The 16,743-nt window shown below is 41.0% G+C and carries 13 protein-coding genes; 1 reads left to right on the top strand and 12 read right to left on the bottom strand.

The annotated features are described in order from the left end of the window. Positions 1-4: 4 nt before the first annotated feature. Entirely contained in the window at positions 5-508 is a 504-nt protein-coding gene (locus D9T12_RS04770) for a ribonuclease HI (protein WP_165395035.1), read from the top strand. Positions 509-555: 47 nt separating this feature from the next. Here the strand turns inward: D9T12_RS04770 and D9T12_RS04765 are convergent, their stop codons facing one another. The 12 genes from D9T12_RS04765 to nuoI all read right to left on the bottom strand — a co-directional run bounded on the left by D9T12_RS04765 (position 556) and on the right by nuoI (position 16,734). After that, positions 556-2,991, bottom strand: coding sequence for an ATP-binding protein (locus D9T12_RS04765; RefSeq protein ID WP_130537105.1), 2,436 nt, complete (start codon positions 2,989-2,991; stop codon positions 556-558). Between the two features lie 266 nt (positions 2,992-3,257). Then, complete coding sequence (locus tag D9T12_RS04760) at positions 3,258-3,773, bottom strand: DUF3010 family protein (RefSeq protein ID WP_130537104.1); 516 nt, start codon at positions 3,771-3,773, stop codon at positions 3,258-3,260. A gap of 9 nt (positions 3,774-3,782) precedes the next feature. Further along, positions 3,783-5,465, bottom strand: coding sequence for a glutamine--tRNA ligase/YqeY domain fusion protein (locus tag D9T12_RS04755; RefSeq protein WP_130537103.1), 1,683 nt, complete (start codon positions 5,463-5,465; stop codon positions 3,783-3,785). 89 nt (positions 5,466-5,554) lie between these two features. Further along, a complete protein-coding gene (locus tag D9T12_RS04750; protein ID WP_130537102.1) occupies positions 5,555-6,316 on the bottom strand; it encodes a DUF3581 family protein in 762 nt (253 codons plus the stop codon). A gap of 83 nt (positions 6,317-6,399) precedes the next feature. Then, positions 6,400-9,390: a UvrD-helicase domain-containing protein gene (locus D9T12_RS04745; RefSeq protein WP_130537101.1), complete on the bottom strand. Its 2,991-nt coding sequence runs from the start codon at positions 9,388-9,390 to the stop codon at positions 6,400-6,402. A 456-nt stretch (positions 9,391-9,846) separates the two neighbouring features. After that, complete coding sequence (locus D9T12_RS04740; protein ID WP_130537100.1) at positions 9,847-10,161, bottom strand: DUF2818 family protein; 315 nt, start codon at positions 10,159-10,161, stop codon at positions 9,847-9,849. A 134-nt stretch (positions 10,162-10,295) separates the two neighbouring features. Then, on the bottom strand, positions 10,296-11,735 hold the full coding sequence (nuoN, locus tag D9T12_RS04735) for an NADH-quinone oxidoreductase subunit NuoN (protein ID WP_130537099.1): 1,440 nt from the start codon (positions 11,733-11,735) through the stop codon (positions 10,296-10,298). Positions 11,736-11,756: 21 nt separating this feature from the next. Further along, positions 11,757-13,268, bottom strand: coding sequence for an NADH-quinone oxidoreductase subunit M (locus tag D9T12_RS04730; protein WP_130537098.1), 1,512 nt, complete (start codon positions 13,266-13,268; stop codon positions 11,757-11,759). Between the two features lie 33 nt (positions 13,269-13,301). Then, positions 13,302-15,275: an NADH-quinone oxidoreductase subunit L gene (nuoL, locus tag D9T12_RS04725; protein ID WP_130537097.1), complete on the bottom strand. Its 1,974-nt coding sequence runs from the start codon at positions 15,273-15,275 to the stop codon at positions 13,302-13,304. A gap of 6 nt (positions 15,276-15,281) precedes the next feature. Continuing rightward, positions 15,282-15,587: an NADH-quinone oxidoreductase subunit NuoK gene (gene nuoK, locus D9T12_RS04720; RefSeq protein WP_130537096.1), complete on the bottom strand. Its 306-nt coding sequence runs from the start codon at positions 15,585-15,587 to the stop codon at positions 15,282-15,284. After that, a complete protein-coding gene (locus tag D9T12_RS04715; protein WP_130537095.1) occupies positions 15,584-16,228 on the bottom strand; it encodes an NADH-quinone oxidoreductase subunit J in 645 nt (214 codons plus the stop codon). Before D9T12_RS04715 ends, nuoK begins: the two co-directional genes overlap by 4 nt. Positions 16,229-16,245: 17 nt before the next feature. Further along, positions 16,246-16,734, bottom strand: coding sequence for an NADH-quinone oxidoreductase subunit NuoI (gene nuoI / locus D9T12_RS04710; protein ID WP_130537094.1), 489 nt, complete (start codon positions 16,732-16,734; stop codon positions 16,246-16,248). Between the last annotated feature and the right edge of the window lie 9 nt (positions 16,735-16,743).

Here is a 16,743-nt window from a genome sequence, read left to right as displayed (position 1 = left end):
AATTGTGAATGTCAAACAGCACTTAGCCTACTCTTTTCACCAGCCTGTATTCGACCTACAGTCAAATTTTGAAATCTATACAGATGGCGCCTATTTTAAACAGCATCATTTAGGTGGCTGGGGTGTGGCGGTTTACGAAAAAGAAAAACTGGTTAAAACCTTAAATGGAGTGCAAATGTCGCAATCCAGCCTTGAAATGGAACTTATTGCGGCTATTAACGCTTTAAGATGGTTTCAAAAAAATCATCCTAAACAAGCGGTCAAGCTGTTTACCGATGCACAAATCCTGCTTGAAGGGCTATTTGATAAATATACTTTGTGGGAAGGAAATAACTGGCAAAGTAAAAACGGAAACGATGTCGCCTATGCTGAACTTTGGCAAAAGCTTCACGAATTAAGCTTTCACCGGCCGGTAAACTTTTATTGGGTGAAAGCTCACTTCAAAAACTCTGGCAATCAACTCGCTGATCAACTTGCCAGGGAAAGTATTTTAAAAACCCATGATTAATGAGTTTAAGCTCATTTCATCCTCAAAAGAAATCCCGATTCTTTGCATTAAATTTCATCATTAGAGTGATTCAACCAAGAATGAATTTTTTCTTCTAAAACCTTAGGGTTAATCGGCTTGGAAATATAGTCATCCATCCCAGCAGCCATACAACGTTCTTTATCGCCCATCATCGCATTTGCTGTCATTGCAAGAACTGGAACTTTCGCTATTTCACCAGGCAATTGACGAATTTTACCCGTGGCCTCATAGCCATCCATGACAGGCATTTGGCAGTCCATTAACACTAAAGGATAGGTATTGGATTGAAGTGCTTCCAGCGCTTCTTCGCCATTTTGAGCTAAATCAACTTCAATCCCAAGCTTTGCCAATAACGCTATCGCCAAGCGTTGATTAACGAAATTATCTTCTACCAATAAAACTTTAACTTTATTTTCTACGTCGCCCTCTCTTCCAAGTTGGAATGTTTCAGTTTTTTCTTGTGCTTCTGTCTCCGGCGTCGATATATTTTCGGGCGGCTTTACAGAATTCAGTTCCTTCGAAATTCCATCAAAATTTAACTGTTTGTCGAGTTGATATTCGAAAGCAGCAAAGTAGTCATAAAGTCGCGAATGTGCCATCGGTTTAGTAACCGTCAGCATTCCGATTAATTTTGCTTTTTGCACCACTTCTACAGAGTGTTGTTGAGGAGGCGTCAACAATAAAATGACATTAGGGAAGTGACCATGAAATTCTTTTTCAAAAATTTCATTCACATCATCCAAATCAAACCCAAAACCAAGCAAGGAATTGAGATCCAAAATCATAACGGCTTGAGGGTTTTTCTTTTGTGTTTCAATCCAATCTGCAATCGTCTCACTAGCTAACAACTGAATATTCAATTTCATGTATTGATGGGTAATAAGCGGCATGACTTCACTATTTCTGTTCAATACATTTAAAAAGTGAGTCTCTTCAAAAACTTGCAAACACCCTTCTTGAGTCTGTTTATTAACCGGTACTTTAATAGGTAGGGTAAACCAGAAACGACTTCCTTTACCCAGAGTACTATCGAAATTGATATCCCCACCCATCAGAATAACAAGCTGTTTAGAGATGCTTAACCCAAGTCCAGTCCCACCATATTTACGAGTCGTGGAGCCATCTGCTTGTGAAAACGAATCAAACAGTTTGGCTTGAGCATCGGCTGCAATGCCAATCCCCGTGTCTTTCACCTCAACTTTAATCATAGTTTTGGAATCATCAGTCCAATTCACCACCACTCGAATCAAACCGTTTGACGTAAATTTAATCGCATTACTTAAAAGATTTAATACGACCTGTCGAATTCGTGTTTCGTCCGCCCAGATATATTTGGGAATACTCGGTTCAACGAAATAAACTAGTTTCAGCTGTTTTTTGTAGACATTATCCGAAACCAACTCCAAACAGTTTTCTAACATATGAATAAAATTCATCGTATCTGGGGTGATTTCGAGCTTTCCCGCCTCAATTTTTGAGAAGTCTAAAATATCATTAATAATTCCAAGCAGAGAATTCGCACTACCGGAAACCATAGATAAAACTTCTTGCTGTTCAGTATTCAATTGCGTGTCTTTCAACAAATCCGTCATACCAATAATGCCATTCATCGGTGTACGAATTTCGTGACTCATATTCGCAAGAAACTCGGATTTTAATTTGGCACTGTCTTCCGCTTTATTTTTTTCAATTGATAACGCCTGATTCATTTCAGACATCTGATCGATCAAACGATTCGATTCGCTAAGAGTCTTCTTAAGACGTCCAAAAATTAAACTCAAAAAAATCACAGACGCTAACACCAACGAAATAATCCAAAAAAATGAACTCAACGCATTTTTTTCGATATCAATAACACTTTGACTAATCGGTCGTGACACGGAGAATACACCCCGAACATCTCCCACTTTCCAATTAGTTTTTGGCGTTCCAGGATAAGAGTTATGGCAGGCAACACAGGCAGGTTTCAGTCGATCCGCAATGGCATAACGCAACAACATTTCGCCATTTTCTTTCTCTATTCTCCAAAACTTTTGTTCCGGGTTTTTACGCAAAGCTTCCATTGCATCTAGCTCAAACGAATCAAGAGTTTGCTTCCGCCATGGAAAAGGTAAGTCACTGTATAGCTTAACTTTATAGTGCTCTTGTTGGGTGCTTAGGTAATCTCCAAGCTCTTTAGCAAAAGTGGCAGGCAATGGCATCGCACCAGGAATCTCATTGAATTCATGGGTGATTTGAACACCAGATTCATTCAGTTTTGGTAAAAGCTCCGAGGTGTAGAAATCACGAAACTTGATCGCAACTTCTGCAAACTGACCTGCATCGTCTATTGCAACTTGTTCGGCAATGGCTTTATTGGCATTGTAGTTCTGCCAAAATATATAAGTAATTCCAAGCAGTAACAACAGCGAGACAATAAAGAGAAAGAAATCAGAAAGTTTCTTGATAAAGAATGACCACATAAACTCAGTCTTACCTATAAAAATTAATCTGAAACCTCAAAGGTCTGTCGAATACTCAAGTCCAGAGAGAGCTGAAAGGTGTTTATACGAGTAATTTCTTATTATACGCACAGTAAGAGAATTGTCTTATGCTTAGTCAAGCTTCATTCAGTATTAATGATTGGGATTAAATTTTAGAACGTTAGATGGGGTAATTAAAAGAAAACCGGCCGGTGAAAACTTTCAACCGGCCGGTATCACTTAAGATTTGAGAAGATAAAAACTGTCTAATCTTCTTGTTCTTCAAGCTCCACACGCTCGTCACGCTTTTGTTTACGGTTGGCAATCTCTTTTTGGCGTGCGGCTTCAGCTAACCCTTTTGGATCGGACAACTGAGCATAAGCCACTTCAAATGCTTGTTGCTGAAACTTTTTCATGCCTGTTTCCGCAAACGGGATACTCATTGGAAAACGCTTTAAAATCGCAGACTGGGTTGCTGGAATCATAACCGTCACTTTAACACCGGGTAAAACCTGAAGCGCACCTTCTAATTTAAAGCCGTTCGCTCCGCCGGCAAATCTTCCTTTTTTCATGCGACCACGAATGACAATTTCATCGACTTTGTAATCTTGAACTAATTGCGCAAAGCTTTTTTGAAAATACTGTAATTGCTCCTGATCATCCGGATTACGACAATTGACTTTTCTTGCCCGAAAATCTGGGATGTAAAACATACCGTTGTCTTGTTCCAAAAGCGCAACAACTGCATCATTTCCTGTTAATTCAATTCCTAAAATTCTCATTTCTTGTCCCTACTTCTTTGCCCAAACATCGCGTAAGCCTACCGTTTTGTTAAAGACTAACTTATCAGTAATTTTATTATCTCGGCAGAAATAGCCTTCTCGCTCAAATTGATATGCTAGTTCTGGTTTAGCATTAACCATTGATGGCTCAACCAAACCTTGCTTAATAACCAAAGATTCAGGGTTAATCACCGATTCAAAATCGTCTTCTTTAGCTGGGTTCGCCACTGTAAAAAGTCGGTCATAAATACGAATTTCAGCAGGAACGGCTTTACTGGCCTCAACAAAGTGAATCACGCCTTTTACCTTACGACCATCCGCAGGATTTTTTCCCAGCGTTTCAGGATCGTAAGTTGCATAAACAGTTGTGACATTACCGTCCGCATCCGTTTCAAAACGTTCACCTTTAATAATATAGCTATTTCTCAATCGAACTTCTTTATCTAACGCTAGACGCATAAATTTACGGTTTGGCGCTTCGGGTTGAAAGTCTGCGCGGTCAATATAGATTTCTTTTCCAAAGAAGATCTCACGTTTACCCATTGTTTCATTTTGCGGATGAACCGGAGCCTGAATTGATTCAACTTGTCCTTCTGGATAGTTTTCAATGATGACCTTAATAGGGTCAATAACAGCCATGGTACGCGGTGCTACCACATTCAAATCATCACGAATTGCAGCCTCTAGAATCCCCATTTCCGTCATAGAATCGACTTTCGAAATCCCGATACGTTCAGCAAAATCGCGTAAAGATGCAGGTGTGTAACCTCGACGACGCATACCTGAAATGGTTGGCATACGCGGATCATCCCAACCTTCAACCAACTTGTCTGCAACCAGTTGATGCAACTTTCGCTTTGACATGACCGTGTATTCTAAATTTAAACGTGAAAATTCATATTGACGTGGTCGGTCTGGTTTATTGAATTCATCTAAATTATCCAGTACCCAATCATACAAACGACGGTTGTCTTGGAATTCAAGTGTACACAGCGAATGTGTCACGCCTTCAACCGCATCAGAAATACAGTGCGCGAAATCGTACATTGGATATATACACCATTCATCACCGGTTTGGTGGTGATGTTCAAAACGCACTCTGAACAACGTCGGATCACGCATACACATAAAACTAGAAGCCATATCGATTTTGGCACGAAGAACGCACTCGCCTTCTTTGAAACCACCTGCTCGCATTTTTTCAAATAAGGCTAGATTCTCTTCCGGTGAAGTATTGCGGTATGGACTATCTTTGCCCGGTTCCTTCAAACTCCCGCGATACTCACGAGTTTCTTCACTACTCAAGAAACAGACATAAGCTAAACCTTTTTGAATCAATTCAACGGCTGCTTGATAAAATCGTTCGAAGTAATTAGATGAATAACAGACATCCCCTGCCCAATGAAAACCTAACCATTCGACATCCTGTTTAATCGACTCGACAAATTCCATATCCTCTTTGGCCGGATTTGTGTCATCAAAACGCAGGTTACATTCGCCTTGATAATCGACAGCGAGACCGAAGTTTAAACAAATCGACTTGGCATGACCAATATGCAAATACCCATTTGGCTCAGGAGGGAAACGGGTGCGAATAATCTGATGTTTTTGAGCTTCTAAATCTTCGTTAATGATATTTCGAATAAAGTTTACTGGACGCTCAACCGCATCCTTTTTGATAGAATCACTCATCAAACCTAACCTGTGAAATTTAAATAATTATTTGAGCCTATGCTCACTGAATTTTGGAAGTTACCACCCGTGTTTTACGGGAATCTTTTTTATGTTCTGTAGTGTTGTTTGGACGCTTCGTAATCTGCAATCAATTTTTCAACAGCATCCTCATCATAAGGCTTTAACCCACTGAGCGTCATTGTCTTAAAACCTTGACCAATTTTACGTTCATTAAGTTGAATAGAAAATGGAATCTTAACCTTGCCACGCTTGCCTTCTACCGTTAGCAGTGCATCCTCTAAAACCAACTCTGGAATTTGCGTCAAATTAATAATTGGTCGCTCGAATTCAAATGCCATTTTTTCGTAAATTACCATCGGACGAGCCGGATTAATCATGACCCCATGCTGCTTCATCAACGGCACCAAAATATGTGGAAAACTCATACCAGAAAAAGCGACATAAGCCTCACAAAATCCTGCAATAACCTTCTCATTTTGAAGGCTCTGTCCTGATTTTTGTCCGCACAGAAACGCTTTTCCTGCATCATCGATAACACTAAATTTATTCGCTTGCTCACTAAATGTTAAGACAGCACCATCTGGAACCATTCCTTGGTAATCAAACTCCATGGATTGGCTAATTCCAAATCGCATTAATACGAGCGAAAATAACAAGTCACCCGGTACACAAAAACGTTTTGAATCGGAGTTATGCAACGGATTAAAATCTTGAGCAATTTCTTTAGCAAACCGGCTGCCTTGGTTAGCAGTAATTGAAATTTTGTTTGGAATACCGTGAAGTGCATCAAGTTGGTTTGGAGCAGCATCTTTATTCACAGCGCTGTTGTAAAAGTTTTGTAAGTTCATAGCGTTTCGTAGATTAAAATTTTGTCAGAGAATCATACGCGAAAAGCCTGAAAAAGTCTTGTTTGACGAAGATTTCGCTAAGACTATTTTATCCGTTTAAATTGACGACCGGCCGGTGATGTTGCAGCTGAATAATATTTAAGCTTTTGCTTTCCCCTTTCATGAATATAGTCACATTCGGGATAGGTGGAACACCCATAAAACTTTCCATGCTCAGATTCCTTTGCCACCAAAGTACCCACATCACACTCTGGACAAAAGCATTTCTCGGTATGATCACACGCCGGATAAAGATTACATCCCCAGAAAATACCATATTGACCATATCGCTCTAACATTTTCCCTTCACCACATTTGGGGCATTGATCCAGTTTGCGCAAAGAATCACTGGATTTTACCCCCTCCATTTCTATAATATCAGCCACAAAACTCGACGTATCCACCGAACTGGAAAGCAAAAATACGCCGCGTTTTGCACGGGTCAAGGCGACATAAAACAGGCGACGCTCCTCAGCATGCTCAAAATGCTCAATTTTCGGAATGACCAAATTCAAAATCGCGTCATCGGATAAGGTGCTCGGGAAGCCATAAGTGCCTGACTCCAAGTTCAACATAATGACATAATCCGCTTCCAAGCCTTTTGATGCATGAATGGTTTTGAAGTCAATCTTTAACCCCAAACACCGCTGTTGCAAGTACGACAAATTATTTGGCTTCAGACGATGATATCGCGCTAATAAATAGACACTCAAAACCTGCTGATGCTTATAAGCAAGTGCATTGAGTTTGTCTAAAAGTGCTAATAATTTTTCATTGTGTTCAGACTGACTGCTATAAGCTTCAATATGAACTTGATCGGCTTGAATGTTCGCATGTGCCTGAACTGTTTTTGTCAATTGTTCAGGGTTTCGTTGAACAAAGTTAGCTGCGACATCAGCAATTCCCTGATAACAACGAAATGTTCGGGTTAAATAATTCGTTTTTGTCACACCAAAATGACGTTCAAAATGCGTCATAATGTCAATATCTGCACCCGAAAAGCGATAAATCGATTGCCAATCGTCACCGACTGCAAAAAGTCTACACTCAGGTTTTTGATCCAATAATGCTTTTAATAAACGTTTCCGATCTTGAGAGATATCTTGAAATTCATCGACTAAAAGGTATTTAAACTGATGACGCCATTCTCTCGACTCCAAAACTAAACAGGCTTGATTGATCTGGTCGTTAAAATCAATTGCGTTCTGTTGATTTAGATTTTCTTGATAAGCGGCATACAAGGGCTTGAACATTTTTAAAAAAGCATTGGTACGCAACAAATCAAAATCTGCGACAGGGTTAAACTCCGTTTGTTCTAACGGCTCTTTATCCATTTCGGCAGCAGAAGATTCTGCAGGAAACAACCCTGAATGAATGGAGCTGGCCACCCACTCTATCTTGGCATCTAAATCGGCTAAACTGGCACCATTGGCTTTGAAATGCTGCAAAAAACTGCAAAAAATCGTCAAATCGTCAAACGGCGAATAATTTGCATAAAGTTTAGGCTCGATTGCCTCTAATGGCATCCATTTGGGTTCAAGACCTTTATCAATAAAAAAATTGTCTAACTTATTAAAGATTTCACCACTTTCAAAGTCAGCACTCGTGGTGACAAAATGGGCAATATCATAAGTTTTAACGATATTTTGTTTTCGTGTTAAAAAGTCATCATAGTTTTCAAGAAATACTGGCCGGTACCCTTCCGTATTTATCGCAAAATGATCATGATAGACACCAATCGTAGGATAATAGAAGTCTGCCGGGAGCGCCTTTTGATCTCCAGGCAATTCAACCGGTTTAAGGTATTGGAACTCGATTTGGTGAAGAATTAACCAATTGGCAATCATCTGAGCTTCAAGAGACGTAACCAATAGACCATTCAAACATTCGAATACAGGTCGCCGGACAGTCTTTCGACCCACTTTGCTCTGGTGATAAGTCGCACCTATTTGCAGTAAATAATCATAATATTTATGCATGGAATCAATGCTAAACAATGGTGGACGAGGCTTTTTGTATAGAGCCAAATACTCGAACCAGTCTTGTTTGAACACATCATCTTCGGCAAGTTTCTGCCGAATGGTCGCATCAAAAAACTCGATTAAGGCACGGTTTCCGCCTTGTGCAAAATCAACAATCCGAGGTTTGAATCCCTGCTTCTCAAAAATGACATTCAAACCAAACGCATGAAACGTAGAAATTTGAATTTGTTGTGCGATTGCGTCACCTAGAACATTCATTAATCGGTTACGAATACTTTGGCTGGCTTCATCGTTATAAGCCAATAAAGCAATTTCGTTCGGCTGTGCTAATTCATTTTTAAGCAGATAAACCACTTTCGCAACTAACGTGGAAGACTTACCGGAACCAGCCGATGCAATTAATAAGTTGCGGTCTTCTTCCGTTACCACTGCAGTCAGCTGCTCATCCGTTAGCGGATATGCTTCAAGATGCGCCAACCAAGGTTTAACTCGCTCAATTTCAGCTTGCACAAACGCATCATTATGTTGTTTTACCTTTTCGGAATTCGGATCATACAAGCTTAAAAACACATCTAAGCTTTTTGAATCAATTCCTGTTTTACTCGTAAATTCGGAATTCTCAATCAAAGTGTCATCAAAAAAGATATGGGATAAAACTTGCCCCAATTCAGAATATTTTTGCAAAAAATCTCGAATGGCGGACTGTGACAGATAAATGTTCTGACTAAAAAGCTTTTCAATTACATCTTCTAGGGTTTCTCCACCCATAGAAACCTTAACCGCTTTACCAATAAGCCATTGATGACATGCCCCACGAATAGCCTCAAAAAACTCTAACGCTTGCGTATGACGAATGCCTTGAATACGAGTTTGAAAAGTTTGGGTATTGATAACAAAATCATCAAACAGTAAACCTTGCTGCAAATTGACATCTTGCAGTTCACAGAACAAAACCGTTGTTTGCTCAGCTGTACTGGATTGTGACTGGCTTTGAATCGAAAAACCTTCGTCAAAGAAGTCTAGAAATAGAGATGGAGATTGAAAAAAACGCATAAATTTTTAAAATAAAAAACCTTGGGTATAAATGTCATTCATAACCCAAGGTTAAGGAACCTCTGATCGAATCAGATTAATTTCTCGGCTCTTCGCAGAGTTCTTCGTTTCTGGCAACGCCAAATTTATCAGGTCAAGGCGTGAAGTTGCAGGAATGTCTAGACCTTGCAAGACTTCGCAACGCAGAGATGAAAAATTTGGCTAAGCCCCTATGGGCGAGGCTTCTACCCCGATTCTTTGTTGTTGTGTCCCTTGGCCTTAGAGTGACTATGGGCGAGGCTTCTACCCCGATTCTTTGTTGTTGTGTCCCTTGGCCTTAGAGTGACTATGGCCGGCGTGCCACGCCTAAAACAATCGGGGTAGAAGTCTCGCAGAATTTCAATTTGATTTAATCAGAGGTTCCTTAATAACCTGTACCGGCCGGTAAAGTATGTAATAGGCTAAGCTTAAGTCAAATTAAGCTTTATGAAGATAGTTTCTAAGGTTGTAACGATAAATAAAACCAGGAAAAGCGAAAATCATAAACATGAAGAACACAATGGTGTAAAACTCCCAGCCTTGCGGTGCAACATGCCCCATCACCTTTTTTTCAAGAAGATAGGCAAAAATTCCCGTTATTCCAAAGTACGTCAGAAATTCAATCATATTGACGATAAAGGATTTACTTTCAACTTTAATCATCAAAAACAGACGATTTACCATAATAAAAGGTAAATTTGCTAAAACGAGTGCGGTTACTAACAATAACCATACAGCGCTGTTTTGATCCATAATCAACCCTCGTGTCCTTGCTATATCTTTAATTCATAAAAAAGCCCGCACATCGATTTTTTGTGCGGGCTTTATAATACCTCATTTTTTACCGGCCGGTGGAATGTTACCGGCCGGTAAACAAAAGGTCAGCATTACGAAATACTGTTGTAAGCCAAGTCAATTAAACCCGCTGGCATCAAACCTAAAACTAACAGTGAAATCGCAACCAAACTCAACCCCCAATGCACCACTGGGCTTGAAATTTCAATCGCCTCTTTGTATTCCGACTTATCGAAGTACATGGCCTTAACGACACGTAGATAATAGAAGGCAGAGATAACAGCCGTTATGACTGCAATCACAGCAATCCAAGTAAAGCCTGCTTTAACTACCTCTTCAATGACTAAAATTTTCGCCCAAAAACCGATGAATGGAGGAATACCAGCCATAGAAAACATGATGATTAACATCATCAACGCCAACCATGGATTTTTCGCATTTAAACCTTTAAAGTCCGCAACACGGTCAAACTCATTACCTGTTTTTGACAGCGCAACAATCATTCCAAAACCAGCCACACCAGTAATAGCATAAATAATGACATAGAACATTGAGGCTGAGAAACCATCCGCTGTAGCCGCTAAAACACCTAACAACAAGAAACCAATATGACCGATACCCGAGTAAGCCAACATACGTTTTAGGTTGTCTTGCGCAATCGCAACAATCGCACCCACCGCTAGAGACAAGATCGCCAGCATAATAATCAATTGCTGCCAATCATCAACAAGTCCCGGCATTCCTTCGAATAATAGACGGTAAACCATCGCAAATCCGGCAATCTTAGGTGCGGTTGCAAGATACAGCGTTACCGCAGAAGGCGAACCGTGATAAACATCAGGCATCCACATGTGGAATGGAACCGCACCCAGTTTGAATGCCAGACCAATCACGACAAATACCACACCAAACGCTAAAACGATTCCATCTGCAGAACCGGAAGCAATCACTTGTTTCATTTCAGTGAAGGTAATCGTACCAGTTGCACCATAAATCATTGAGAAACCATACAACAACATACCCGTTGCAAGCGCACCCAGTACAAAATATTTCATACCGGCTTCAACCGCTTGGCCATCGTATTTACGCAGTGCAATCATGGCATACATCGCCAATGACATGATTTCCAAACCTAGATACATAGTGATGAAGTTGTTTGCCGAAATCATGACAAACATACCTAGTACACCGAACAGCCCTAGAACAAAGAATTCACCACTATAGAACTTATGCTGTAGCAAATATTCACGTGAAAAGAAGAACACACCAATTGAAACCAATACAGTGAATAGCTTCATGACATCCGCAAATGCATCGCGAACAAAGCTGTCATTAAAGGTGTAAATCGTTTCAACGCTGAATGAGCTGATCACTAAGTAGCCAACCACAAGCAGTGATGCTTGGGTTGCATAATAGGTGGCGAATTGATAACGCTTTGACCAAAAGGTATCTGCAACCAGAATAAACGATGCTAACGCCAGAAGCACCATTTCTGGGACTGCAGGAGCAAATGCTGGAATTTCAAAATTCATACTATTAACTCACCCATCCTATTAAAGTTTTGACGTGGTGGCTTGCACCAATAAGTTTTCAACAGAGGTATGCATCACTTCCATTAATGGACCTGGGTACACACCTAATGCAATCACTGCAATCGCAAGTGTTGCCATAATCGCAAATTCGCGTGAATTCAAATCTTGCAGTTTTTCAACATTTTCGTTGGTCACTGCACCGAAGAAGACACGTTTCACCATCCATAAGGTATAAGCCGCACCAATAATTAGCGTAAGTGCTGCAAGCGTTCCATACCAGATATTCGCTTTAAACGAGGCAATGATTACCATGAACTCACCGACGAAACCTGAAGTTCCTGGAAGACCCGAGTTGGCCATTGCAAATAGAACAGCAAACATGACAAACCATGGCATCTTATTAACCACACCACCATAAGCAGTAATGTCACGAGTATGCATACGATCATATAAAACACCAATCGCAAGGAACATCGCTCCTGAGATGAAACCATGCGAGATCATTTGTACCATCGCACCTTCCATACCCATGGTCGCACCCTCCATAGTTCCGTGGTTCTGCATAATGTCATACACCAAGAACATACCAAGTGTTACGAAGCCCATGTGTGAAATCGATGAATAAGCAACCAGCTTTTTCATATCTGACTGAACCAATGCCACGACACCAATATAAACAATCGCAATCAGTGATAGGGCAATAACTAACCAATCAAGCTGCATTGAGGCATCCGGTGTAATCGGTAGTGAGAAACGGACGAATCCATACCCCCCCATTTTCAACATGATGGCTGCTAGCACAACCGAACCTGCTGTCGGAGCCTCAACGTGAGCGTCCGGAAGCCAAGTGTGCACAGGGAACATTGGAATTTTTACGGCAAAAGCAATCAAGAACGCTAAGAAGATTAGGATTTGCGCAGTCATGCCTAGAGGCATTTCATGGAAATCCAAAATCGAGAAACTGCCAATCTGCCAGTACATATACAGGAATGACACCAGCATGAATACCGAACCAAAGAAGGTATATAGGAAGAACTTCATGGTCGCATAAACACGACGTGGTCCACCCCATTTACCGATGACGATAAACATCGGAATCAACAACGCTTCCCAGAAGATATAGAACAAGATTGAGTCTAATGCTGTGAAAACACCAACCATAATCCCGCCCATAATAAGGAAGGCTCCTAGATACTGTTCAACACGTTCCTTAATGCACTCCCAAGCCGAAGCGATTACTAAAACTTGGGTAAAAGTGGTCAACAATACTAACGGCATAGATAAACCATCTACCCCGAGGAAGTATTCAACATTGAACATTGGCACCCATTGAACACGTTCTACAAATTGCATTTGTGCTGTGTTGTAATCAAATCCAGTCACTAGTGGAATTGAAAGAATAAATGTCAGCACCGCAACGAACAAGGACAACCATTTTGCAACAGTGTCATTGTTACGCCCAGCAAACAACACGATCAAACCACCGATAATAGGTAGCCAAATCAGCGTGCTAAGAATATAGCTATCAAGCATAAACTCTATTTCCTTTTCTTATTATTCTTCTAATTACCACAAGACCCAGATCAGCATGCCTAGTAGGCCGAAGATCATGACAAATGCATAGTGATACATGAAACCAGTTTGCGTACGACGCAATCCCTGTGCAGAATGCGCTACCGCCATAAAGGCATTAGTCACCATACCAGTATCAATCAACTTAACGTCCACCCATTTAGTGAGGAAAGCACCTAACTTGCGCGTTCCATTCACAAATACAATCTCATTCAAGCGATCAAAGCCATAAGCGTTATCTAGCATGTAGTAACCTCGTGGGCACATCTTTTGAAGCTTTGCAGGCATATCAGGTTTTTTGATATACATGAACCAAGCCAGTGCTACACCTGACAGTGCTAAGATAACTGGTAGAGAAGCAAACGATGTCCAGATCAGATTAAAGGTACCTTCAAAATACTGAGTATAGACCATCATCATTGTGTCGTTTTCAGGCTTAATCTGAATAGCTTCAGCGAAGTACTGACCATTCAGCATAGGCTCGAACATTGGAATTCCCATCAATACAGCAGGAATCGCCAACAAAATTAGAGGAATCGTCACAACTAGTGGCGACTCTTTAATTTTGTGCGTACGAACATATTCTGACTCTTCTCCGTGGAATACAATAAAGAACATACGGAAGCTGTAGAACGCAGTGATAAAGACCCCCGCTAGCAATAACACATAAGCAAAGTCAGCACCGAAGCGATCTGAATAGCCCAAACTCAATAAAATTGAGTCTTTTGAGAAGAATCCTGAGAAGCCAGGGAAACCAATCAAGGCCAAAGAACCTATCAACATCGCCCAGTAAGTTACCGGCATATATTTCTTCAAACCACCCATTTGTCGAATGTCTTGAATATGGTGCATTGCAATAATGACTGAACCTGCAGCAAGGAACAACAAAGCTTTAAAGAATGCGTGAGTTAATACATGGAACATCGCACCTGCATAAGCAGATGCACCTAACGCTGCAGTCATATAACCTAACTGAGAAAGCGTTGAGTATGCAACTACACGTTTGATATCTTGCTGGATAAGCCCCAAAAGCCCCATCATGAATGCGGTAAGCGCCCCAATAATCAATACAACCGAAAGTGCAACTTCAGATAATTCATAAGCTGGTGAAAGTCGAGCTACCATAAATATACCGGCGGTTACCATCGTTGCCGCATGGATCAACGCTGAAATTGGCGTCGGACCTTCCATTGACTCTGGTAGCCAAACGTGAAGTGGCATCTGAGCCGATTTACCCATAGCACCAACGAATAGTAAGATCAACATCAGGGTGATCATTGACCATTCCACACCAGGAATGATTTCAATCATCACGTCTTTTTGGGTTGCAAGCTGGTTAAAGAACTCTTTGTAGTCCATGGTATTGAAATACACATAAACGACTGCAATACCCAAAATGAAACCAAAATCACCCACACGATTCACTAAAAACGCTTTTAAGTTTGCTTGAATCGCCGACTCACGCTTCATGTAAAAACCGATCAAAAGGTAAGAAACTAGTCCTACCGCTTCCCAACCAAAGAACAGTTGTAGGAAGTTGTTTGCCATAACCAATGAAAGCATTGAAAAGGTAAACAAAGAGATATATGAAAAGAAACGTTGATAATACGGGTCATCATGGGCGTAATCTTCGTCATGATCCATATAACCAATGGTATAGATATGGACCATCAAAGAGACGAACGTTACTACCAACATCATCGTGGCAGACAATTTGTCAATCATAAAGCCGATTTCAAACTTCACGCCGTCAACCACCATCCAGGTATATAGCGATGCATTGTATTCTGCGTGCCCCTGGAAAACGAACAACCAAAATACATAAATAGCGGCTAGAGTGGAAATCGCCACCCCTGCAATTGTCGAATAATGAGCCCCTGCTCGGCCGACTTGACGACCGAACAGACCTGCAATCATCGCACCCACTAAAGGTGCAAGCAGAAGGACTGTTAAAATTTCATGTAACATTCAGTCTTACCCCTTCAGTGAACCAAGATCATCAACATTGATGCTCTTACGATTTCGGAATACCAATACGATAATCGCTAAACCAATTGCCGCTTCCGCTGCAGCAACCGTCAAAATAAAAAATACGAAAATCTGCCCAGTCACATCATTTAGATAATGTGAAAACGCCACTAAGTTAGTATTCACCGCTAACAGCAACAGCTCAATTGACATCAATAGAACAATAACGTTTTTACGGTTTAGGAAGATACCGGCCATGCTGATCATAAACAGCACTGCGCCAAATAAAAGATAGTCAGAAAGCGCAATCATTTTTTATCTTCCTCCTCGTTTTGAACCACTGGCTTTTCAACCACTGCATCCATTTTCACCATCTCGAAGCGGTCTTTCGCCAACGTACGGTTTTGTTTATCAATGTCTTGGTACAACACGGTGCCGGTCGGACGTCGACGTAAAGTTAGCGCTATTGCTGCAACAATCCCAACCAACAATAGAACAGCAGCCAAAATAAAAGCATATGCATGCTCCGTATAAAGTGGAACAGCAATGGCTTCAGTGTTACTGAAGTCTGCAGGTTTTGGTGCAGGAGCTGCCACCTTATCTAAGCCAAAATGATCTGGACCAATCACCATGTACATCAAGGCAAAAATCGCAACAGCTGCCAAAGCACCAATTGGTAAATAGCGCGTAAATCCTTCTTTTAAAATCGCCATGTTGATGTCAAGCATCATAACGACGAACAGGAAAAGAACCATCACAGCACCGACGTAAACAAGAATCAGTACCAGTCCTAAGAATTCAGCTTGCGCCATAATCCAAAGACCGGCCGTAGAAATAAAAGCTAACACTAACCAAAGTGCAGCCTTTACCGGGTTTTTAACAGTAATCATCATCAATCCAGAGATCGTGGCGATTGCTGCTAACAAATAAAATACAAATTGTTCAAAGCTCATAGCAACGTCTCTCGAGATTAACGGTATTTCGCGTCTGCCGCACGATCCGCAGCAATTTGCGTTTCATGCTTGTCACCAAAGGCTAAAAGATCTTCTTTGGTACGGATATGAGGCCCTCTTTCGTGGAACTCATATTCAAACACACGGGTTTCAACAATCGCATCAACTGGGCAAGCTTCTTCGCAGAAACCGCAGTAGATACACTTAAACATATCAATGTCATATTGCGTGGTACGACGGGTACCGTCTTCACGCTCTTCTGATTCAATCGTAATCGCATTTGCTGGACAGACCGCTTCACACAACTTACAAGCAATACAACGCTCTTCACCGTTTTCATAACGGCGCAATGCATGATGCCCACGAAAACGTGGCGACAAAGGGGTTTTCTCTTCAGGGTAACGAACGGTAATCTTACGCTTGAATAAATACTTCAAAGTAACCATTGAACCTTTAATCAGTTCGGTTAGACCCCAAGTTTTAATTAGATGATTTAAATTACTCATGTCTGCCTC

The sequence above is a fragment of the Thiomicrorhabdus indica genome (genome assembly GCF_004293625.1).
GTDB lineage: Bacteria > Pseudomonadota > Gammaproteobacteria > Thiomicrospirales > Thiomicrospiraceae > Thiomicrorhabdus > Thiomicrorhabdus indica.
The sequence above is the reverse complement of the archived record's forward strand: the minus strand, read 5'-3'. Positions and strand labels throughout refer to the sequence as shown.